We start from the raw sequence: 21402 nt of genomic DNA on the forward strand, positions 1-21402 counted from the left end.
CCCATGTTAAGTATTGGAATTGATTCAGGATCGTCGACAACTAAAGGTGTTCTCTTTGATGGAGACAGAGTTCTCGACAAGGTCATATGGCCAACAGGGGCCAATCCGAAAAGAACCATAAAAACCGTACATGAAAAACTTTATGAAAGTGCAAGGGCATTGGGTCACGACGCCTACACAGTTACCACAGGTTATGGACGTGACTTGCTGGAAGAAGCAGATAAGAAAGTGACAGAAATCACGTGTCACGGCAGGGGCGCAGCCGTTTTGCATAAAGATGTTGCTACTGTAATTGACATTGGAGGCCAAGACAGCAAGGTGATTTGCCTTGACCGGGACAAAAATGTCCGTGATTTTTTAATGAATGACAAATGTGCAGCGGGCACAGGACGATTTGTTGAAGTCATTATGCGTTTGTTACACCAAGACTTATTTGATTTGGATGACTATGTTCAGGCATCAGAACCAACTAAAATAAGCAGTATGTGCACTGTCTTTGCAGAAAGTGAAGTGATAAGTCTTCTGGCGCAAGATATTCCAGGAGAAAGCATTGCCAGAGGTGTTATAGCCTCTATTTGTGAAAGAACCTCAACTTTCTCAAAGCGACTGCCGATTGAAGGCAAGGTGTTTTTTAGTGGGGGCTTGGCCCAGTTCAAAGTTATACGAAATGACCTTGAAAAGTGCTTAGGCCTGGAAGTTGTTACCCATGAAGACGCCCAGTTAACAGGTGCTATTGGAGCGGCAAGCATAGGCATGCAAAAAATTAAAGCACTATAAAATATAAAGCGTTATAAAATATAAAGCACTATAAAATATAAACCGCTTAACCGTAAAGAGGACGTTTTGTTCGCCACACGGTTAAGCGGTTTTATTGTATGAATTATTTTTGTGGGCCTTAGTCAGTGTTTAAATCATGGCCTTCACAAAAAGATTTAAAGGCATTTAGGGTCTTTTGTGTCTCTCTTTTGAACATGGATGGCATAAAAATAAAGAGGAGTCTGTAAAAGAGCTTATTGGAATAAAACTCTTGCTCACTTACGTAAGTAGTCGAATGATTTGGCTTGCTGATAAATTCATCTGTTGAAATATTTTCAACACCGGAAGACACATACATGGCACTTATATAGTCCGGAAAATGCTGTTCTAGAATGGTTTCTTTAATGATCATTTCCTTGTTCTTCATCATAAAATGATATTGATGGACAGCGTTTACTTCAAAGGCAATCCCTTCAATATTCTCAATTCGAGTCAGACCTTCTTGCCACACAGGTCGAAACTCTAGATTTTTAAACAAGGCGATAACTGCATCACGGGGCAAATCGATGGTCACTTCACATTTGTATTTCATAAGTCCTCCCAAGTGCTTTGATTTATGGCTTGCTTAAATGGTATATAAAGACTAGGTTCTTACAAGCGGTCTGTTGAAACTTTTTATAAAGTATACATACCTAAATAAAAACCATTCATTCATATTGTTAAGACTTGATAAAAGTCAGTAAACATTGGATACGTTTTAAATAATAAGTATAAAAGAAACGGTAAAAACAGGAGGTATTATGAGCGTAATTCTATCAAAAAAAGCCCTTGGGTTTCACTGGGAGACTCAAGACCCATTTCTATTCTGTGCCCATCATCTTGATAAATACCCTAAGGGAACAGACCAGCTCGGACCAGCCATGCCCCTATCACGAAGAAATTTGGGGCAAGACTTCGATTTGAGCAATGACTGGAAAATGTATCATGGTCGGACTGTTCCTGGTTTTCCTGAGCATCCTCATAGGGGATTTGAAACAGTCACAGTGGTTCTTGAAGGCTTTGTGGACCACTTTGATTCGAAGGGGGCTTCGGGACGCTATGGTCAAGGGGACGTCCAGTGGATGACAGCTGGAGAAGGCATGCAGCATGCAGAAATGTTTCCTCTGGTGCATTCAGACAAGGAAAACCCACTTCATCTATTTCAAATATGGCTCAACCTGCCCAAAAAAGATAAGTTTGTAAAGCCTCATTATAAGATGCTATGGAGTGAAGAAGTTCCCATTATTCATTTAAAGAATGACATGATTTTAAATGATGAAACCGCAAAAGAAGAAAGCAACATAAGTGTGACGCTCATTGCGGGTCAGTTTATGTCAGTAGAATCTGCAAAACCCGCGCCTGATTCTTATGCATCAAATCCAGAAAGCGAATTAAGCATCATGCTGGTCAAAATTGATGAAGGGGCAAAATTCACATTGCCAAAGGCTTCAGATCATGTAAAAAGAGCCATATATCACTACAAAGGACAGGGCATTAAAATCAATAAAGAAATCCTTGAAAAAGAATACCAGGCCTATGTTAAGCCCGAGGCATTGTCCATTGAGAGTCAAGGCAAAGAGGCTGAAATTCTCATTTTGCAGGCTGTGCCTATAAATGAACCTGTGGCCCAGTACGGCCCCTTTGTTATGAACACAATGGATGAAATCCGAACAGCCTATGATGACTATCAGAAAACAAGATTTGGTGGATGGCCATGGGATAGGTCTGATCCTGTTAATCCTAAGGACAAAGGGCGTTTTGCAAAGTACGAAGATGGTCGGGTGGTATATCCAGTAAGTGAAGACCGTAAAGACTAAATGGCATTAATAAAGATTTTTAAAAAATGGGAATGAAAGCTTATATCACTTATGATTGTGGGTAGGTCTAACTAAATGAGCTTTTTAGGAGGATGCCTTTATGAAAAAATCATTAGTTATAGATAGCGAATTATTTAAAACATTATTTGAGGTCTCGGGTGATGCCTACTGTCTGATTCAAAATGGTCGGTTTATTATGTCTAATAAGAGCAGTGAAAACATGCTCCAAGCTGAAGATGGTCAACTCATTGGAATATCACCTATTGAAATATCCCCGGCCATTCAAATGGATGGAAGACGTTCAGATGAAAAGGCTAGGGAAATGATAGACCTTGCTTTAGAAAAGGGATCGCATAAGTTCGAATGGACGCACAAGAAAATGAATGGCGAACTTTTCCCCACAGAAGTGGTATTAACCGCAGTTCCAACGGAGGACAAAGATATTCTTCTAGTGGCGTGGAGGGACATTTCAAAGCGACGCTCCCTTGAACTGGACAATATGAAAATGGGAGAAAAGATAAAACTGTTAACAGACTCCTCTCATATAGGTGTTTGGGAGCACAATGTCAAAACCGATGAGCTACACTGGAATGAATCCATGTATGAAATATTCGGCGTGACAAAGAAATCAAATATGCAAAAACCGATACATATATGGCGCAAATGTGTTTCCAGAGTGGATATGATCCGACTGGAACAAATGATGCAAGAGGCCATAGAAAAAAAAGACAGATTTGATGCGGATTTTTCTATCCGAACAGATGGGGGAGAGGTCAAGCATTTGAGAACCTTTGCCAACAGCCTTGGATTTGAGGACACAACAGAAACCATTGTTGGCATATGTATTGACAATACAGAACGCAAAGAGTCCATGCTCAAGCTTTATGAGGAGAAGTATTCAGCAGAAACGGAACTGCTTCAAGCCATGAAGGCCAATCAAGCCAAAAGTATGTTTCTTGCCAATATGTCCCACGAAATTCGAACACCGATGAACGGCATTCTTGGATTTATAGACCTTCTCAAACAAACCACGCTTGACCCTGAGCAAGAAGACTATGTCAATGAAGTCTATACGTCAAGTGTGACCCTTCTTCAACTTATATCAGATGTGCTTGATGTGTCCAAAATCGAGCAGGGACGGGTAAGCCTTGAGTCGATTCCTTTCAACTTAAGAGCCACCATTGATAACATTGTGTCTATGTTTAGCAATCAAGCCAAAGATAAAGAAATAGAGATTTATCCTATCATTCAAAGCGATTTTCCTGACATGGTCATTGGAGATCCCACAAGAATACGTCAAATTATCGTCAATCTTGTCTCAAATGCTGTAAAGTTTACCCACGAGGGAGAGGTCACTATTTATGTGGGGAGCGAAGTCAAAGAAAACGACAAACTAGTGGATGTCACTGTGTCTGTAAAAGATACGGGCATAGGCATTGAACCTGATAAAATCCCAATACTCTTTGAGCCCTTTACCCAGGCGGATGCGTCAACCACAAGGGAGTTTGGAGGAACGGGACTTGGGCTTAACATCAGTAAAAATCTCGTTGAACTCATGCAGGGGTCTATGCAGGTGACAAGCCGGATTGGAGAAGGCAGTGAGTTCGAGTTTAAGCTACCCCTAGGTATTGGAAAAGCACAAATGCCAGATGAGCAAATTCATAATGAAATCGGTGACAAGCGAATTCTGATAGTGGATGATAATAGGAAAAATCGTAAAGTGGCTATGGGCTACATTGAAAAAATTATTGACCATATTGTGGAATGTTCAGGTGGTGACCAGGCCATTACCACCCTACTGAAAGCGGCTCGAGACGGAAAGCCCTTTGATCTGGTCATTTGTGATTTCCAAATGCCAAGAATGAATGGCGTGGAGCTGGCCCAGGTGATTAGAGCCATTCCGGCCATCTCAGACGTGACATTTATTGTTATGAGTTCTTCCCATGACAAAGAAGAGATACGGGCAAAGTGTGATGGGTCTATAAATGACTTGATCATGAAGCCAATAAGGCGAAACCAATTTATCACACATGTCTACAATTACTTGACAGACGAAAAACTGGATGAGAGGAGACTAGAAGCCCAAAATGATGAAAATTGCTTTGAGAAGAAGTCCCTGAAAGTCTTGCTGGCTGAAGACAATAAGACAAATCAAAAGCTGTTTGAAAACTATATGAGCAAGTTTGGGGCAGAATGTGACTCAGTAGATAACGGAAAAGAGGCTTTTGAAGCTGTCCAAAGCGGACAGTACGATGTGGTATTTATGGATTGTCAGATGCCAGTTATGGATGGTTATGAAGCAACGAAAAATATACGCCAGCTAGATGGCAATGAATCTAAAACCCTTATTGTGGCTCTGACAGCCAGTGCCTTTGAAAAGGATAGAAAGAAATGCTATGATGCTGGGATGGATGACTATATCACAAAACCTTTAAACTATAAGCTTTTAAAAGACCTGCTTGATGACGTTATGAAAAATAAGGCAAACAAGGAGAGGGGAAGCGGTTTAGAGAATAGGGCTCGTGGAGAGCAAGCACCAGAAGATCAAAAAAGACAGATGCCGGTCTTTATGGAAGATGCCATGAAAACCCTACATGAAATCACAGAAATCGATTTGAACGACTTGGAATGTATGTACCATGATTTTCTTGAAGATCTATACACAGAGCTGACCAGAATTCAAAATCACATAAAGGAAAATGACTTCACAGAAGTTAAGAAAGATGCCCATAGGTTAAAAGGCAGTTCAGGAAATCTTCAACTGCACGCCTTATACGATCAGGTCATAAAACTGGAAGAAGGCGCCCACGAAGAAGATGTACTCAAGTGTAATAAAGCCCTGCACAATATTGAGAATGTCATGAATGGTCAAAAGATAGGGTAACTGGGGTAGAATTCAATAATAATGTATTATGTAGATCCGCTAAAATGGTGGTAGGCAAAATTGCAACTTGCCTTTTGATTTTAGCGGATTTTCTATGCGCTATATCCAGTGACGTGGATGAAAAGATAGCATAAGGTCATATCGAAAGAAAAGAGGATTATTTAGTTTGACCCGGCTTGACAGAACATGGTAGTCTGAACTTGTCAAAAGAAACTGAAAACACAGAAAAAACTGTATATTTATACACGATTCATAAGGAGGCATATCATAAAATGAAGAGCATAGAAGGCAAGTCATCATCCGAGTGGCAAGCGGAGTTTCCACGGCTTCATGACTTGATGGCGCTTAGAGAAAGTTTTTGGACCAACGATGATTTGATGTCATTTGACCAAGCAATTAGACGTGTTAATCTGACCGATGCCCATGTTGAAGATGCTAAAGAAAGACTGAAACGTTTTGCCCCTTATATTCAGAGGGTCTTCAAAGAAACGGAAAAAACAGGAGGCATTATAGAGTCTGAGACCCTTGAAATTCCAAAGATGAAAAACTGGATGCAGACCTATTACAATGTGAAGATTGACGGACAAGTTCTTTTAAAATGCGACAGCCATTTGGCAATATCAGGTTCTATAAAAGCCAGGGGGGGCATTTATGAAGTTTTAAAGCATGCTGAGGATTTGGCCATACAAGGGGGCCTGCTAACAACAGAAGACAACTATGAAATACTTGATAGCGATGCCTTTAGACGTTTTTTTAATCAGTACAGCATTGCCGTTGGATCAACGGGCAATTTGGGTTTGAGCATTGGAATTATGAGCGCCAAACTAGGGTTTAAGGTTTATGTGCATATGTCGGCGGATGCAAAACAGTGGAAAAAGGACCTGCTTAGAAGTCGTGGGGTGACTGTTATTGAGTATGCATCAGACTATAGCAAGGCTGTCGAAGAAGGGCGCAAACAATCTGATACAGACCCTATGAGCTACTTTGTGGATGATGAGAATTCAGAGAATTTGTTTTTGGGATATGCTGTGGCTGCCAGTCGGCTGAAAGAGCAACTTGATGACATGGATGTGAGTGTAGATGCAGATCATCCTCTTTTCGTCTACCTACCATGTGGAGTGGGTGGTGGTCCAGGCGGCGTGGCTTTTGGTCTAAAACTTGTCTTCAAAGATCATGTACACTGCTTCTTTGCAGAGCCAACACATTCGCCCTGCATGTTGATTGGACTTATGACCGGGGCCCACGACAAGCTGTGTGTTCAGGATTTTGGTATAGACAATAAAACACAGGCAGACGGTCTGGCAGTGGGGCGTCCATCGGGATTCGTGGGAAAGACTCTTGAACACATGATAAGCGGTGATTACACCGTGGATGATGATACCCTGTTCAGGCTATTGACAGCCCTAAAAGACCAAGAAGACATATTTATGGAACCCTCTGCCTTTGCGGGTCTAATAGGGCCTGTAAAGTTATTTCAAACACAGGAAGGCCTAGACTACTTAAAAGACCAGGGCCTGGTAGAAAAGATGAAAAAGGCAAGCCATTTGGCCTGGGGCACGGGGGGGCAGCATGGTTGTACAGTCTGAAAGAGAAAAGTATTATGCAAGGGGTCGGGAATTACTAAAATAGGCGCCTGTAAAGAAAAATTAACGCAATCTGGTTTTTGATGTGTGTAGATATAGTGCAAGTGAATCAAATGATTTTCAAATGCGAAATTTTCGAATTATCTGGCAAAAAGACGTGGGAAATCATAATAGAAAATTATTATAGAACTTTTAAGTGATATTGAATAAATATGATTGACTTGACATAGATATGAGCCTACAATGTGATGTGGTTGTTAATGAATTAACGAAATTACTGAAGAATCTGAATATTTTACCATTCGATTCCTTGTCGGGGGGATATCGGCAGGCGGATCAAAAATATAAGGAATGATTCAGACACGATTGGAGGCTTCTTATGGAAACCGCATCAAAGGTTGCAGTTAAGGCAGAAAAAAAATTAGCAAAAAGTATGGGATTGGCAGATGCCATGGTCATGGTTGTGGGCATGGTTATAGGTTCTGGCATATTCTTTAAGACATCGACAGTTTTAAACCATGCAGGAAATCCTTTTCTTAGCATTATGGCATGGCTGGCAGGTGGATGTATAGCAATGGCTTCGGCTCTTACAATTAGTGAAATAGCCACGGCCATCCCTGAAACAGGTGGTGTTTTCGCCTATCTAAGAACACTTTACAGTGAGAAAATGGCCTTTTTATATGGCTGGGTTCAGTCACTTATTTATGTGCCAGGTTCTATAGCGGCTTTATCTGTTGTTTTTGTAACACAGGCCACATTTTTTATACCTATGAATGATATGAGTCAAAGACTTTTGGCTATGGGAACCATTCTCTTTTTAGTGGTTGTCAATATTATATCTACAAAGCTAGGCAGCAAGGTACAAATTTTCGCAACTGTCGGCAAACTGATTCCCATTGGGATTATCATTTTCTTTGGTCTGTCAAGCGGTTCAGCTGGCGGCGTTAAGGCAGTTACAACCGTAGCGTCAAGCGCAACAGGTCTAGCGGGATTTGGTGCAGCCATGCTTGGAACACTTTGGGCTTATGATGGTTGGATTGGTGTTACAAATATTGCAGGAGAACTTAAAAATCCTGGAAAGGACCTTCCAAAAGCCATTATATTTGGTTTATCAGCTATTATTATTGTTTATGTATTGTTTAATACAGCCCTTATCAATGTGGTTCCAGCTGAGAGCCTAATGGGATCAGAAAAACCAGCAACAGATGTGTCTGTGGCATTATTTGGAGACGCTGGAGCAGCTTTGATTGCTGGTGGCATTATGGTTTCAATATTTGGAGCCTTAAACGGCTACCTTATGACAGGGGTTCGAATTCCATTTGCCATGGGACAAAGAGGACTCTTTCCGTATTCAGAAAAAATTGGTCGTCTAAGCGACAAGGGAGCAACACCAGTGAACGCCCTTGTGCTTGAAGGTCTACTGGCTTGCCTTTATGTACTTTCGGGATCGTTTGAGATTCTTACCAACTTGGCCATGTTTGTGGTTTGGATATTCTTCATTATTACTGTGGCAGGCATATTCAAATTGCGTAAGTCATTTGGACATTTAAAAAGAACATACCACGTTCCGCTATATCCATTTATGCCAATTGTGGGCATCGCCGGCGGACTGTATATTGTCATTAGCACAATATTCAACGATGCTTATACAGCAGGGTTTGGAATTGCCATCACTCTGACAGGCCTGCCTGTGTATGCAATGATTAAGAAAAAAGCAAAGTAATATACAGTGAAATAGAGTAATAAAGTGGTAAATAGTATTTCGACTGGATGGTTCCTATTTAAGTTATGGGGATAGCTTCAATAGACAAGGGATTTTCCGCAATGAGAAAATACGAAACGCTAAATACTGAGTAAACGTTATTGGGAAATTGATTCAACAACCAACGATCGACTTTGTCGATAAAATGAAACACGTGCCTAGATGGCACGTGTTTTTTTATGACTTACTCGGAAAGATCCTGTGACAAAATGTCCTGCATACGAACCATGTCCTTGTCCCCGCGACCTGAAAGATTAATCACAACAATTTTGTCAGAAGATAGTGTTTTAGCCAGTTTGACACCATAGCTAACGGCGTGGGCACTTTCAATAGCAGGAATAATACCCTCTGTTTTTGAAAGAAGTTTGAAGCCGTCGATGGCATCTTGGTCAGAAGCTGTAACGTAGTCACAGCGGTTTATGTCCTTAAAATGACTGTGCTCAGGCCCCACACCAGGATAATCCAGCCCAGCTGCAATAGAATGCACCGGAAGGGGTTCTCCCTTGTCGTCTTGAAGGTTATAGCACTTAAACCCATGTATAATACCTGGTTTTCCAAGGGTCATGGTTGCGGCATGCTGACCGGTTTCCATACCAGTGCCAGAAGGTTCAACCCCAATCATTTTGACGGATTTGTCATTATAGAAGGCATGAAAGAGTCCCATAGCGTTACTCCCCCCACCAACACAAGCCACGAGGTAGTCGGGCAATTGACCTTCCTTTTCTCTCATCTGATCCTTGACCTCTGAACCAATTATGCTCTGAAATTCTCTAACCATAACGGGATAAGGGTGGGGACCAACAACAGATCCCAGCAAGTAGTAGGTGTCTTCACAGTTGGTGACATAATCCATAAGGGCTTCATCAACAGCTTCTTTAAGCGTTTTCTGTCCAGATTGTGCTGGGACCACCTTGGCACCAAGCAGTTCCATTTTAAATACGTTTAGAGCTTGTCTTTCCATATCTTTTTCACCCATGTAAATGGTACAGTCCATATTAAAGAGGGCACAAACAGTGGCAGTGGCCACGCCGTGCTGGCCCGCACCTGTTTCAGCAATGATTCTGTTTTTATTCATGCGTTTTGCCAGAAGCACCTGACCAATAGTGTTATTGATTTTATGGGCGCCTGTATGGTTTAAGTCTTCACGTTTTAAATAAATTTTTGCCCCGCCGGTTTGAGTCGTTAGGTTCTGTGCAAAATACAGGGGATTTGACCGACCAATGTATTCTTTTTGGTAGTATCGCAATTCGTCCTGAAAGTCAGGGTCATGGATGTATTTCACAAAGGCATTTTCAAGGTCCTTTAAGGGTGCTTTTAGGGGATCGGGAACAAAAGCGCCACCATAGTCACCAAAGTTACCGTCCATATTACGAATTGATTGTGTGCCTGTTTGATTTGTTGTCATTTTAAATGCCTCCTCAGATTGTGTTTGTTTGAGTTAGGCGCCTGGAAAATTCAGAGTTTATCCATCACTTGATTTTATTTAGAAAGGCATATCACTCTTCTAGATAAAATCAAGTGATGGAAACAATGAGAGTTTGCAGGTCGCATTTTAAGTAAAAGATGTTTGAATAATATTTGCGTCTTAGCCTTCATGTGTCATGCATGATATGCCCTCCTAGTCATTGTGCCTTGATGTTAAAGATAAAATGTTTGGAATGTGTGCTTGAGAGTTACAGGTTCCAAAAATACAAAAAGCCCCCTATGCGCTATGCGCATAGAGGGCGATATTTATAATTTCGCGGTGCCACCTCTGGTTAGAAAAAACGAATGGTCTTTTCTGTCTTTTTCAAATACGGGATAATGCATCCGATATTCTATCTCTGTAACGGGAGAAGCCCGGGGCACCTACTTGTAAACTTTCAGATTCCACTCCTGAGTCCATTCAGATCAAGTAACTTTACCGGAATCCCACCATCCCCGGCTCTCTTAAAAAGCGCATTCATCTTACTCTTCCCAGTCATTGTTTTCATTGTGATTGAGTTTTCATTAAGTTATTAATAAGCAGTTTAGCTCAAAATATGGTGACCTGTCAAGATAAAGATTCTATATTAGTGAAAAAAGTTGAAGGCTTATTTGCTAATTATCTTACTCTATGGCCTGAATCATGATACAATCAGTATCTCTTCTAATAAGGCATATCTTGTCAAGAATCCAATTGAATTTTAAGATAGAAGAGAATAAATCGCATAAATTTGGGTTGTGAAATAGATAATTCCTAAGTATTTGATTTATACATGGATATTTTGCAGGTCGGTTAACAAATAGAAGGTCTTAACATGGATTTCAAGCGGGCAGAGCATAAAAGTGTGCCTGAAAAAGAAAAGAGAAGTGATTAATATGAGTCAGAAAGCGTTCAAAAGCTTTGATTTAAGTGAAGAAATATTAAAAGCCTTGGATTTAATGAATTACAATAATCCAACAAAGGTGCAAGAGAATGTGATTCCAACCATTCTACGAGCCCAAGACATGATTGTAAAATCACAGACAGGCAGTGGGAAAACAGCAGCTTTTGCTATCCCTATTTGTGAGTTGGTCGACTGGGAAGAAAACAAACCGCAAGCCCTTGTAATAACACCGACAAGAGAGCTGGCCATGCAAGTAAAAGAAGAAGTTTTTCATATTGGCAGATACAAGCGTATCAAAACCTGTGCCGTGTTTGGAAAGGCACCCTTTCATATTCAAGCAAGGGAGCTCAAGCAGAAAATGCATGTGGTTGTGGGAACACCAGGCAGACTGATAGATCATCTTGAACAGGAAACCCTTGATCCATCCATGATAAAATATCTGATTATAGATGAAGCGGATGAAATGCTCAATATGGGTTTCATAGATCAACTTCATGAAATTATATCCCGCTTACCAGAAGAGAGGGTGACACTCCTATTTTCTGCAACGATTCCAAAGGATATTGAAAGTCTGTGCGATGCCTATATGAAGGCGCCAGAAACAGTTGAAATAGAAAGTGAAAGTCCAGCAACAGATCGCATCAAACAACTTCGGTACGATGTGGATTCAAGGGACAAGTTTGATCTTTTCAGAGATCTGACCATACTTGAAAATCCAGACACTTGCATGGTCTTTTGCAACATGAAAATTCGTGTGGATGAACTTTATGAAAAAATGAAGGACCTGGGCTATACCTGTGGGCGAATTCATGGAGGCATGGCACAAAGAGATAGAATGCGTGAAATGAATAGTTTCAAAAAAGGAAAATTCAGATACCTTATTGCAACGGGGGTGGCTGCGAGAGGGATTGACGTCGACAAGGTATCTCTTGTCGTAAATTATGATATTCCAGAAGATCCAGAAAGTTATGTTCATAGAATTGGTCGAACGGGTCGAAAAGGAAGAGATGGCCGTGCCATCACTTTCGTTACGGAAACGGACGGGCAGTATTTATCTGAGATCGAGACATACACAAATACAGAATTGGACCTACAGAATTTTCCTGACGAAGAAGCTGTAAAAAAGTGCCCTGCCAGCCTTTGAAGATAAAATGAATTCAAAGCCTGAAGTCAAGGAAGACAAAGGCGCCAAAATGAATGAAGATATACTTAAAATTCATATCAATGCAGGGAAAAAGCAAAAGATGCGTGCCGCTGATATTGTTGGAACCCTCTGTGCCATTGAAGGCATGACAAAAGATGATATAGGTATTATCAATATTCTGGACATATCCACTTACTTTGAAGTCTTGCATGGAAAGGGACCTATGGTTCTAAAAGCCCTCCAAAAGAAAACCTTAAAGGGGAGAATTCGGAAGGTGAGCAGGGCTGACGATGAGCTTTGGCCAGGAGAGAAAAGTGCCCGCCGAGGGCGTGATTTCCAGTCCCGGGCACAATCCGGTGGAAGAGATGAGAAAAAGCACTGGAAGAAAAGCCGTGGTTCGAATAATAAATAGAATGAAAAGCATGGATAGCCCTTCAGGGTCAGTGTCCATGCTTTTTTTTGCCATAAAGTTCAAGTCAACTATAATGTTATAATAAAGGCAGACGATCAAGGAGAGGAAAGGAAGGCACATTATGGACCCAAAGTATGCAGTGCTTATACAATGCCAAATTGCTAAAAACAGATGCAGTGGCTTTGCCTGTACGAATGCATTTTATAACAGAGATGAGATGTTCAAGGATTATCCACCGTCAACCAAGTATATTGCATTTACTTGTGGAGGATGCTGTGGCAAGGGTACAGCCGCCAAACTAGAACACTTCACGAAAAAGCTTGCCAAGGCAGAAGGTTTGTCAAAAAATGAAATTGTTGTCCACCTGGCATCCTGCATGGTGACAGACAATCACCACTATGACAGGTGTCCCCATGTGGAATATATAAAAAAAATTATTGGCAAACATGGTTACAACAATATTGTGGAAAAAACTTATATCAGCAAGAATGCCCATAAAAGAAGATGTGAAGGGCAATATAATACATACGAATAGACCCATATAATAAAGTTAAAAAAACATATAAAACATATATAAAACATATAAAAACATATAAAAACATATATAGAAAAATAAAAACCGCTTAAATCAAGTCCTGAAATTGGGATGATTTAAGCGGTTTTGTTCTATAGATTAAATTATGGATTTAATAAGCCTTGTGGAAGCCATGCAAGTTTCTATAAATCTGCAAGTTCAATTTCATTATTTTTAAGACGCTTTATAAGCTCTTCCACTTTTGCTTTAACAAGCTCACGTGTTTTTCTAAAGTCTTCAATAGGTCCACCCGATGGATCATCAAGGCCCCAATCTTCCGAGTGACGATTTGGAACAAAAGGACACTGTACATTACACCCCATAGTGATAAGTAGATCAAGTTCCTCTGGAATGTCGGTGAGAAGTTTTGGCTTGTGCGCACTCATATCAACACCTGCCTCTTCCATGACTTCAACAGCGAGAGGTTTAACCTCAGGATAGTTTTCCGTGCCTGCTGAATAAGCTTCTATAATGTCGCTGCCGAGAGTTTTTGCAAATCCTTCAGCCATTTGACTTCTACAAGAGTTGTGTACACATACAAATGCAACTTTATATTTCATATTTCGTCTCCCTTATCTATTTGACTTTGACTGGATTTATAGTGGGCGATCAGCAAAAAACATTTGTAAAATGAATTTTGCATGTGCCTCAAACTTTATTCTTATACAACGTTAGACCATATAAGCATATTCTAATATAGATGCAATACATCTACAATCTTAAATTATAAATATTTCAGGTGGTCAAAAACTTGCATGTAATTTATGATACAAGCGGAAATGTTGATCGAAAATCATAGATCTTAAATTTTCAGGCATGACAGAAATCTCTTGCTATATAATGTTTTAATGCATATGTCAGATAATTCCTAATAATTCGAATAGAACAACTTTGACGGAAATGTAATATTTTCTGATATAATCTATCCTCGGATATTACTTTTAGTTAATAATCCGATTTGTGTGTGAGTCAAGAAGATTTTATAACGGAGGGAACTATGGAATTATTAAACTCAATCGTGTCATTTATGAACACGATGCTATGGTCTTATGTTCTAATTTTTATGTTAATTGGGCTCGGTTTGTATTTTACACTTAAATCAGGCTTGGTTCAGTTCAAAATGTTTGGAGAAATGTTCAAACTGCTTACTGAAAACGCATCTAAGTCAGTGACAGGCAATAAGGATGGCGGTGTATCATCGTTTCAGGCCTTTTGTATCAGTACCGCTTCAAGGGTTGGAACGGGCAATCTAGCCGGGGTGGCCCTAGCTATTGCCGTTGGTGGCCCAGGTGCAGTTTTTTGGATGTGGCTTATCGCCCTTATTGGCGCGGCTTCTGCGTTTGTTGAAAGCACACTGGCACAAATTTATAAGATTGAAGATCCTAAAGGGTTCAGAGGCGGTCCAGCATATTATATGGAAAAAGCCCTCGGTCAGCGATGGATGGGAATTTTATTCTCGGTTCTTATCACCATGTGTTTTGGACTTGTATTTAACGCGGTTCAGTCAAATACGATCACGTATGCTTTCAACGAAGCCTTTGGTATTGATCGACTGACTATGGGAATTGGTATTACTGCTGTTACAGCCCTCGTCATCTTTGGTGGGGTTAAGCGAATTGCTAGGGTGGCAGAAGTTATTGTACCTGTTATGGCAATCGCCTACGTCCTCGTGGCAGCATATATTCTGATTATGAATATAACAGCCATTCCTGGAATTATTGCTTTAATTATTAAGAGTGCCTTTGGACTGGAGCAGGCTATCGGCGGAGGTATCGGTATAGCAATGATGCAGGGCATAAAAAGAGGCTTGTTCTCAAATGAAGCAGGCATGGGAAGTGCACCAAATGCAGCAGCAACAGCTACAACATCCCATCCAGTCAAGCAAGGTCTAATTCAAACACTAGGCGTCTTTACAGATACACTTCTAATTTGTAGTGCCACTGCCTTTGTTATATTACTAAGTGGTGTCTACAAAGACACATCCCTTAGTGGAATTCAGCTAACGCAAAATGCTCTTAGCACAGAAGTTGGCGCATGGGGAGCGACTTTCATTGCTGCTTGTATACTTCTGTTTGCATTTAGCTCAATTATTGGCAATTATTATTACGGGGAGACAAACATCGAGTTTATAACATCGAGCCCACAGTGGCTATTTGTTTATAGAATAGCTGTGGTCGCAATGGTTGTGTTCGGTTCTGTGGCAAAAATAGGAATCGTATGGGATCTGGCTGACCTTTTCATGGGTATGATGGCCTTCATAAACTTGATTGCCATTGCCCTACTTGGTAAGATCGCCTTTGCAGCCCTAGCAGATTATAAATCTCAAAAATCCATGGGTCTTGATCCGGTGTTCACAAAGGGAACAATACCGGGCATTAAGGGTGTGGACTGTTGGGAAGACAAAAAGGCTACAAAGAAGTCTGCCTAGGATACACCAAACGAAGCACCAAACAATACACCAAACGAAACACAGGCGCTTGCAGGATCACAGATGCATCCTTTTTCTAGACCTTGTATAGAATTTTCAATTCTTAAATATCTATATATTGTATAGGGAGGGCTCTTGAAGGATATTTTGCAAGTTGCTCAGACGATAAGTAATTAAAAATAAGAATAAGAATAAGAGACCTTGCACAAAAGCAAAGTCTCTTATTTTATAAGTGTCTTATAGTTTAAGGCCGTAATACAAATGGGAGCAAAGGACCCCATCAAAGTCCGCAACGTTTGGAAGATCGCCCCATTTCTCAAAGCCAAACTTTTCAAGCAGTTTTATGCTGGGGGTGTTCAGGCTCAGAAGAATAGCAACCATATCCCTGTAACCAAGAGCCTTGGCTTTTTCAATGGCAAAGGGGAGGAGCTTTGATCCAATGCCCTGTCCCTGGTAGTCGTTATCAATATAATAACTGACCTCAGTGATGTAGCGCATGGCTTTTCGTCCTGGGCGGTAACCACTTAAATAAACATAGCCAACGACACGACCGTCTATTTCGCAGGCGTATAGGGGATAGGCCGGGTCTTTGTGGGCATCAAACCAAGCTTGTCTTTGTGAAACTGTGAAGGTTTCTGTATCAGCAGTGCACTCTTTTCTGATGATGGCCTGATTGTATATGTCGGTCATGACCTTTAAATCACTTTGTTGAGCTTGTCTTATTATCATTACATCCTCCTGACTTGTTTTTCTCAATAATTGTAGCATAAAAGTGGTGAAAAAAAGTACTAGACATTGCATATGGAGCATAGTAAACTGTTTACAACTATATATTTTTTTAGGCAAGCGACTTGTAAATCTGATACGTGCTTTAGCCTTTATAGTATGTCTAGATATTTATGAAATCTAAACTCCAGATATACTATAGGGACTGACCACACGCCTGATTCTCAAGCCGCTTAAATTTTAAGGTATCGGATTAAATATTTAGGAGGGTCATTTTGATAAAGCAAAAAAGTGTGAACCGTTGGAGCGTTGTATTTGGCGCTGTGCTTTTGCAAGTTTGCCTCGGGGCGATTTACTCTTGGAGCTTATTTAATCAGCCACTTATGGATAAGTATGGTTGGACGAACGAGCAAGTTGTTATGACATATTCTATTGCCATCTTTGTCTTTGCTTTTTCAACGATCTTTTCAGGTCGTTTGCAAGATAAGATCGGGCCTAGAAAAGTTGCTACAATTGGTGGCATTTTATATGGTGGAGGTTTGATTCTTGCTTCATTTTCAAAATCACTGCCTGGTCTTTATTTTTTTTATGGCGTCCTTGGCGGTGCCGGTGTGGGTTTTGCATATGTATGCCCCCTGTCCACGTGCCTTAAGTGGTTTCCAGAGAAAAAGGGGTTTATTACAGGCATAGCCGTTGGAGCATTTGGTGGGGGCAGCCTTGTTTTCAAGTCCCTTATTCAGCACTTTTTAGAAGCTGTTGGTGTCTCTCATACATTTCTTTATTTAGGAAGCATATATTTACTACTTGTGGTAATAGGAGCACAGTTTTTAAAAGTGCCGGATCGTTTAGATGCACAGAAGGCATCCACATTGACAAGCTCTGTGGATTTTACAGTGGGTGAAATGATAAGGCAAAAATCATTTTACTTCATCTGGATCATGTTTATGCTAGGGTGTATGCCAGGGTTATTGGTGATTGGTCTAGCGAAAGACATTGGTATAGAAGTTGTTGGTCTTGATCCTGCGACTGCGGCCAATGCTGTGGCTTTAATAGCCCTTTTTAATGCTGGTGGACGACTGGCTTGGGGAACCATTTCTGATAGGATTGGACGCATAGAGGTTGTCCTGATCATGTTTATAGTAACAGCTGTTTCCCTTGTGACTATGGCCGTTTTTCCACGAAATGCCCTGCTTTTCTTTATATGCTTGGCTGGGATAGCTTGTAGTTTTGGTGGATTCCTCGCACTATTTCCAACCATCACAGGGGAAGGTTTTGGTATGAAAAATATTGGAGCCAACTATGGCGTTGTTTATCAGGCCTATGGTATTGCAGCCATTATTGGGCCCATATTAAAAAGGCACTCCAGCGGGTTTACACAGACTTTTATAATGGCAGCCTGCTTCGCTGTAACTGGTGCAATCTTAGCTCTTGTCGTCAAATCCATGCGTAAAAGAGAGCAGGCCCTTGTGGCAACGAAATCATAAATATTCGTATTGGCGGTAAAAAGCTATAAAAATAAAACATGTCATTTTCGCCCAGTCAGTTTTAAACTGACTGTTTTTTTTGAAATTGACCACATGTCTTACTTAAAAGCGGAGAGGAATTGCTTTGGGCCTTGTTTTTGAAGACAGTAAAGGTATTATGCATAATGTATACATAAATCATTTGTAGTTTATAGGTTCAAGTCGTATTTTTTGTTTTGGGCATTGACTTAAAACTCAGACCTTGTTAAGATGTATTTGCGATTGATAATCATTATCAACGAAAAAGAATAGCATGCGCGAGACAACAAAAGAGAGACAACTAGGTCGAACCAGTATATCTGTCTTGTGAGGGGACAGTTGGTTCAAAAGGAGAATCCCAATGAAAAATATCACAATTGTTTATGGGTCAACAACAGGCTCAACGCAAACAGCCGCTAATATGATTGGCGAAATACTGAAGGCAAAAGGTTCGGAAGTGGCCATCCACGACGTTTCAAAAGTTGATACCAGTGTCGTAGCAGGGGCAGACCTTGTTTTACTGGGAGCATCGACTTGGGGAGAAGGCGATATTCAAGATGATTTCCTTTCTTTCTATGATTCCATGGGCAAAGACCATTTTGCAGACAAGGCTCTAGCCGTATTTGGATGCGGTGACAGCGCCATGTTCCCCCATGTTTTCTGTGAAGCGGTTAGACTAATCGAAGAAAAAGGCACTGAGAGCGGAGCAAAAGTGATAGCTGAGGGACTAAAAATTGATGGAGATGTTGGCTCAAATGAAGCACAAATTTCAGACTGGGCAAAAAGCTTGTTTTAAAGTGTCCTCAGGCAAGGCATGAATCCATTCCAATAGGTTCTACCCACCTAATGGGTCATGTCAGTTTCATACATGTGAGCACAGCACCAATTTCATCACATATCGTCGATGATTTGAAAAATTAACAGCGCCTCGGTTTCAATATTTATTTTGAAACCAAGGCGCTGTTTTTTTGTTTGATCATTCTATGTTGCTTGATGGTGTCCTTTTTCTTTGTGCCTTCTCTCATGCAAGAGAAGGGCTTCTTTTTTATCAAGACCTCCAGCATAACCGGTAAGGGCTCCATTTTTTCCTATGATTCTGTGACATGGAATAATAATGCTTATAGGGTTATGGCCAACGGCCCCGCCTGTGGCCTGCCCTGACATGGTCTTCTTGCCAAGTCGTTTCGCAACCAATGCAGCAATTTGACCATATGTGGATGTCTGCCCGTAAGGCACTTGCAAGAGGGCGTCCCAAACGACTTTTCTAAAAGGGGTGCCAGAGGGCGCAAGGGGGATGTCGAAAGTTTGTCTTTCTCCATTTTCATACTGGCTGAGCTGGTCCATAAGCTGGTTAAAGGTTCGAGTAACCTGGCGGGGTATTTCAGAGGGAGAGTCTACCCTATTTAACCAAATGGCATCTGCATCTATGCTGGGAAAGTATTTTTGATTTTCAAACCACAAACCACATAAGGCGCCCTCCCCACTGATTTTTGCAGTGAGCCTTCCCCACTGACTTGTTATTCTTCCATAGAACATGGCTGATCCTCCTGTATTCAATGCACGGTCATAATACACTCGTGTAATCATTATCTATGCTATATCTGGCTTTCATGCTAAGCCCATAATTAACATGACTTTGAAAAAGTCCATCCTATGATAATGATTTAGGCAAAAGCGTGTGACTATTTGTGAGAAAAGGCTATTCTGAGAGGCTATACCACAAGGAAAGGGTGTAATAGCTCCGCCAAGGATGATATTTCTTGGCGTGATTCACCGCCGCCTTTTCAAAGTTTTTTTGCATCTTGCTTTTAGAAATAGACTGGGATTCAAGATGTTTTTTATCATATATGCGTTCCTTGTTTTCATCTGTAAGGGTATCCATGAGGGCATGTCTAACACCGACATCGCCTTCAAGAAAAATATCTGGCCAGCTTAGGGCACGCATAGTCAGGTAATCAGCTGTCCACGGCCCTATGCCTTTTATGGAAAGAAGGGTTTTGCGCGTGTCTTCTACGTTTCCACAGGCATTAAAATGAAGATCTCCACTCACAAGTTTTTCTGCCAAGTGCCTAATAGCATGGGCCCGACTTTTAATAACGCCTAGAGGGCCTAAAACTTGGGTGACTTGGTCACCAAGTTGTACAATGGTCTCTGGACTTGGGAAGATTCGATTAACCTGTGGCCAAGGCGTTTCAATATGTGATCCAAGATGATCAACAAAACGCCCCGCTATGGTATGGGCAGCTTTCACAGTGATTTGTTGACCCAAAATGGCTCGTGTGCTCATTTCAAATCCGTTAAAGGCTCCAGGCAACCTCACACCCTTTTTGATACCTGGTGGCAAGCATCTTGGGTCGAAATCTAAATCAAAAACCCGTTTAATCTGGCGAATTACATGTTGGATGATCGGTAGCAGGGAGGGGCTGAGTCTACAGGCGACTTGCATTTTTTTAGGAATGAACTTAATTTCAATCCATCCCTTATAAAATTTATCTTGAACGCTTGTGGCGTATGCCCTACGATAAGTGTTGTCGTCAGAGACCATCTCAACACCACGAACACATCTTGCCTTCAAGAAGTCAAGCATTTTCAGGTGGTCATAGGGCGGCCGATAAGAAAGATAAATTATAATACCATCTGGAGGTCTGTTTACATCTGTGCTTTTTCGAATGGTTGTGGGGGTCAATCTATAATGCTTTTTAAAGGTAGCATTAAATCTTGAAACACTTCCAAATCCAGACGCCAAGGCAATGTCACTTATCTTGAGCTGGGTGTCTGTCAGCAGAGATTTTGCAAGGAGCAGACGTCTTGTCATAATGTACTGTATAGGGGAAACGCCCAGTTCTTCAATGAAAGTCCGGTGCAAATGCCTGGTTGAGATACCCAGTTCCTTTGCGCATATAGCAATGATGCCTGACCCATATTGGTGGTCCTCGAAAATTGAGAAGGCCTGTTTCACGATTGCAGATTTCTGCTTATATTCTGAATAGGCAGGTGCCAACTCAGGCCGACATCGCAAGCATGGTCTATACCCAGCAGCTTCTGCTAGTTCTGTCGTTTCGTAAAAAGTACAGTTCTCAGATTTTGGGGCTTTGACCTTACAAATCGGACGACAGTATATTTTGTGGTCTTTACAGCTGTAAAGAAAATGCCATCAAATCGTCCATCTTGTGCTTTGACTGCTTCATAGCAGTCTTTGTGAGTCAGCATGTTATTTCCCTCTCTTTAGGTTGAAAATTATATTAATCCTTGTAACTATTATATAATATTTTCCTCCTCTATCTTATCGTTTTCGGACATGAATGTGAAAATCCAGCGGGCATTTTATGTCAAGCTGGCCACGCCTGTGAATAGACTCGCAGATTCTGTGTAGAATAAGAAAACCGCTCAAAGAAGATATTGAAATCACCTTTTGAGCGGTTTTTAT

The 21402-nt window shown here is 41.0% G+C and carries 17 protein-coding genes, 1 pseudogene and 1 other annotated feature; of the genes and pseudogenes, 11 read left to right on the forward strand and 7 right to left on the reverse strand.

The window, feature by feature from the left end:
- Positions 1-3 precede the first annotated feature (3 nt).
- The gene (locus ACQ4KW_RS04315) at positions 4-777 is read left to right on the forward strand and encodes an acyl-CoA dehydratase activase (RefSeq protein WP_430885306.1); all 774 of its coding nucleotides are present in this window, start codon (positions 4-6) and stop codon (positions 775-777) included.
- A 118-nt stretch (positions 778-895) separates the two neighbouring features.
- Here the strand turns inward: ACQ4KW_RS04315 and ACQ4KW_RS04320 are convergent, their stop codons facing one another.
- Complete coding sequence (locus tag ACQ4KW_RS04320; protein WP_430885307.1) at positions 896-1348, reverse strand: SRPBCC family protein; 453 nt, start codon at positions 1346-1348, stop codon at positions 896-898.
- 208 nt (positions 1349-1556) lie between these two features.
- On the opposite strand from ACQ4KW_RS04320, the gene ACQ4KW_RS04325 reads away from it, so the two are divergent.
- The 4 genes from ACQ4KW_RS04325 to ACQ4KW_RS04340 all read left to right on the forward strand — a co-directional run bounded on the left by ACQ4KW_RS04325 (position 1557) and on the right by ACQ4KW_RS04340 (position 8802).
- The gene (locus tag ACQ4KW_RS04325) at positions 1557-2612 is read left to right on the forward strand and encodes a pirin family protein (protein ID WP_430885308.1); all 1056 of its coding nucleotides are present in this window, start codon (positions 1557-1559) and stop codon (positions 2610-2612) included.
- 100 nt (positions 2613-2712) lie between these two features.
- Positions 2713-5496, forward strand: coding sequence for a response regulator (locus ACQ4KW_RS04330; protein WP_430885309.1), 2784 nt, complete (start codon positions 2713-2715; stop codon positions 5494-5496).
- Positions 5497-5768: 272 nt separating this feature from the next.
- Positions 5769-7082, forward strand: a complete 1314-nt coding sequence (gene dsdA, locus ACQ4KW_RS04335; protein ID WP_430885310.1) for a D-serine ammonia-lyase — start codon at positions 5769-5771, stop codon at positions 7080-7082.
- Between the two features lie 376 nt (positions 7083-7458).
- The gene (locus ACQ4KW_RS04340; RefSeq protein ID WP_430885311.1) at positions 7459-8802 is read left to right on the forward strand and encodes an APC family permease; all 1344 of its coding nucleotides are present in this window, start codon (positions 7459-7461) and stop codon (positions 8800-8802) included.
- Positions 8803-9025: 223 nt separating this feature from the next.
- Here ACQ4KW_RS04340 and trpB read toward each other — a convergent pair whose 3' ends face one another.
- A complete protein-coding gene (gene trpB, locus ACQ4KW_RS04345; RefSeq protein WP_430885312.1) occupies positions 9026-10246 on the reverse strand; it encodes a tryptophan synthase subunit beta in 1221 nt (406 codons plus the stop codon).
- 312 nt (positions 10247-10558) lie between these two features.
- Positions 10559-10814 (reverse strand) — a binding site (T-box leader).
- Positions 10815-11181: 367 nt separating this feature from the next.
- Here trpB and ACQ4KW_RS04350 point away from each other — a divergent pair.
- The 3 genes from ACQ4KW_RS04350 to ACQ4KW_RS04360 all read left to right on the forward strand — a co-directional run bounded on the left by ACQ4KW_RS04350 (position 11182) and on the right by ACQ4KW_RS04360 (position 13280).
- Positions 11182-12333 (forward strand): DEAD/DEAH box helicase, encoded by a 1152-nt coding sequence (locus ACQ4KW_RS04350; RefSeq protein ID WP_430885313.1) that lies wholly within the window; start codon positions 11182-11184, stop codon positions 12331-12333.
- A 7-nt stretch (positions 12334-12340) separates the two neighbouring features.
- Complete coding sequence (locus ACQ4KW_RS04355) at positions 12341-12745, forward strand: DbpA RNA binding domain-containing protein (RefSeq protein WP_430885314.1); 405 nt, start codon at positions 12341-12343, stop codon at positions 12743-12745.
- A gap of 121 nt (positions 12746-12866) precedes the next feature.
- Positions 12867-13280 (forward strand): CGGC domain-containing protein, encoded by a 414-nt coding sequence (locus ACQ4KW_RS04360; RefSeq protein WP_430885315.1) that lies wholly within the window; start codon positions 12867-12869, stop codon positions 13278-13280.
- 182 nt (positions 13281-13462) lie between these two features.
- On the opposite strand, the gene ACQ4KW_RS04365 is transcribed toward ACQ4KW_RS04360, so the two are convergent.
- The gene (locus ACQ4KW_RS04365; protein WP_430885316.1) at positions 13463-13879 is read right to left on the reverse strand and encodes an arsenate reductase ArsC; all 417 of its coding nucleotides are present in this window, start codon (positions 13877-13879) and stop codon (positions 13463-13465) included.
- A 437-nt stretch (positions 13880-14316) separates the two neighbouring features.
- On the opposite strand from ACQ4KW_RS04365, the gene ACQ4KW_RS04370 reads away from it, so the two are divergent.
- Positions 14317-15747 (forward strand): alanine/glycine:cation symporter family protein, encoded by a 1431-nt coding sequence (locus ACQ4KW_RS04370; RefSeq protein ID WP_430885317.1) that lies wholly within the window; start codon positions 14317-14319, stop codon positions 15745-15747.
- 237 nt (positions 15748-15984) lie between these two features.
- On the opposite strand, the gene ACQ4KW_RS04375 is transcribed toward ACQ4KW_RS04370, so the two are convergent.
- Positions 15985-16476, reverse strand: coding sequence for a GNAT family N-acetyltransferase (locus tag ACQ4KW_RS04375; protein WP_430885318.1), 492 nt, complete (start codon positions 16474-16476; stop codon positions 15985-15987).
- Between the two features lie 272 nt (positions 16477-16748).
- Between ACQ4KW_RS04375 and ACQ4KW_RS04380 the strand changes: the two genes are divergently transcribed.
- The gene (locus tag ACQ4KW_RS04380) at positions 16749-17957 is read left to right on the forward strand and encodes an L-lactate MFS transporter (protein WP_430885319.1); all 1209 of its coding nucleotides are present in this window, start codon (positions 16749-16751) and stop codon (positions 17955-17957) included.
- A gap of 379 nt (positions 17958-18336) precedes the next feature.
- On the forward strand, positions 18337-18771 hold the full coding sequence (locus tag ACQ4KW_RS04385; RefSeq protein WP_430885320.1) for a flavodoxin: 435 nt from the start codon (positions 18337-18339) through the stop codon (positions 18769-18771).
- A 185-nt stretch (positions 18772-18956) separates the two neighbouring features.
- On the opposite strand, the gene ACQ4KW_RS04390 is transcribed toward ACQ4KW_RS04385, so the two are convergent.
- From ACQ4KW_RS04390 to ACQ4KW_RS04400, 3 genes and pseudogenes are all read right to left on the reverse strand, one after another.
- The gene (locus ACQ4KW_RS04390; RefSeq protein ID WP_430885321.1) at positions 18957-19511 is read right to left on the reverse strand and encodes a methylated-DNA--[protein]-cysteine S-methyltransferase; all 555 of its coding nucleotides are present in this window, start codon (positions 19509-19511) and stop codon (positions 18957-18959) included.
- 163 nt (positions 19512-19674) lie between these two features.
- Complete coding sequence (locus ACQ4KW_RS04395) at positions 19675-20934, reverse strand: helix-turn-helix domain-containing protein (RefSeq protein ID WP_430886539.1); 1260 nt, start codon at positions 20932-20934, stop codon at positions 19675-19677.
- Between the two features lie 54 nt (positions 20935-20988).
- Positions 20989-21185: pseudogene (locus tag ACQ4KW_RS04400) on the reverse strand (Ada metal-binding domain-containing protein); the annotation flags it as partial.
- Between the last annotated feature and the right edge of the window lie 217 nt (positions 21186-21402).

The organism is Tianxiuia mixotrophica, from assembly GCF_050596425.1.
GTDB lineage: Bacteria > Bacillota > Clostridia > Peptostreptococcales > Acidaminobacteraceae.

What these genes read in the sequence shown, in the direction of transcription:
- ACQ4KW_RS04340 (WP_430885311.1), top strand. Translation starts at nt 7,459, where the DNA reads ATGGAAACCGCATCAAAGGTTGCAGTTAAGGCAGAAAAAAAATTAGCA.
- ACQ4KW_RS04315 (WP_430885306.1), top strand. Translation starts at nt 4, where the DNA reads ATGTTAAGTATTGGAATTGATTCAGGATCGTCGACAACTAAAGGTGTT.
- ACQ4KW_RS04350 (WP_430885313.1), top strand. Translation starts at nt 11,182, where the DNA reads ATGAGTCAGAAAGCGTTCAAAAGCTTTGATTTAAGTGAAGAAATATTA.
- ACQ4KW_RS04375 (WP_430885318.1), bottom strand. Translation starts at nt 16,476, where the DNA reads ATGATAATAAGACAAGCTCAACAAAGTGATTTAAAGGTCATGACCGAC.
- ACQ4KW_RS04320 (WP_430885307.1), bottom strand. Translation starts at nt 1,348, where the DNA reads ATGAAATACAAATGTGAAGTGACCATCGATTTGCCCCGTGATGCAGTT.
- dsdA (WP_430885310.1), top strand. Translation starts at nt 5,769, where the DNA reads ATGAAGAGCATAGAAGGCAAGTCATCATCCGAGTGGCAAGCGGAGTTT.
- ACQ4KW_RS04325 (WP_430885308.1), top strand. Translation starts at nt 1,557, where the DNA reads ATGAGCGTAATTCTATCAAAAAAAGCCCTTGGGTTTCACTGGGAGACT.
- ACQ4KW_RS04390 (WP_430885321.1), bottom strand. Translation starts at nt 19,511, where the DNA reads ATGTTCTATGGAAGAATAACAAGTCAGTGGGGAAGGCTCACTGCAAAA.
- ACQ4KW_RS04330 (WP_430885309.1), top strand. Translation starts at nt 2,713, where the DNA reads ATGAAAAAATCATTAGTTATAGATAGCGAATTATTTAAAACATTATTT.
- ACQ4KW_RS04385 (WP_430885320.1), top strand. Translation starts at nt 18,337, where the DNA reads ATGAAAAATATCACAATTGTTTATGGGTCAACAACAGGCTCAACGCAA.
- ACQ4KW_RS04360 (WP_430885315.1), top strand. Translation starts at nt 12,867, where the DNA reads ATGGACCCAAAGTATGCAGTGCTTATACAATGCCAAATTGCTAAAAAC.
- ACQ4KW_RS04355 (WP_430885314.1), top strand. Translation starts at nt 12,341, where the DNA reads ATGAATTCAAAGCCTGAAGTCAAGGAAGACAAAGGCGCCAAAATGAAT.
- trpB (WP_430885312.1), bottom strand. Translation starts at nt 10,246, where the DNA reads ATGACAACAAATCAAACAGGCACACAATCAATTCGTAATATGGACGGT.
- ACQ4KW_RS04370 (WP_430885317.1), top strand. Translation starts at nt 14,317, where the DNA reads ATGGAATTATTAAACTCAATCGTGTCATTTATGAACACGATGCTATGG.
- ACQ4KW_RS04365 (WP_430885316.1), bottom strand. Translation starts at nt 13,879, where the DNA reads ATGAAATATAAAGTTGCATTTGTATGTGTACACAACTCTTGTAGAAGT.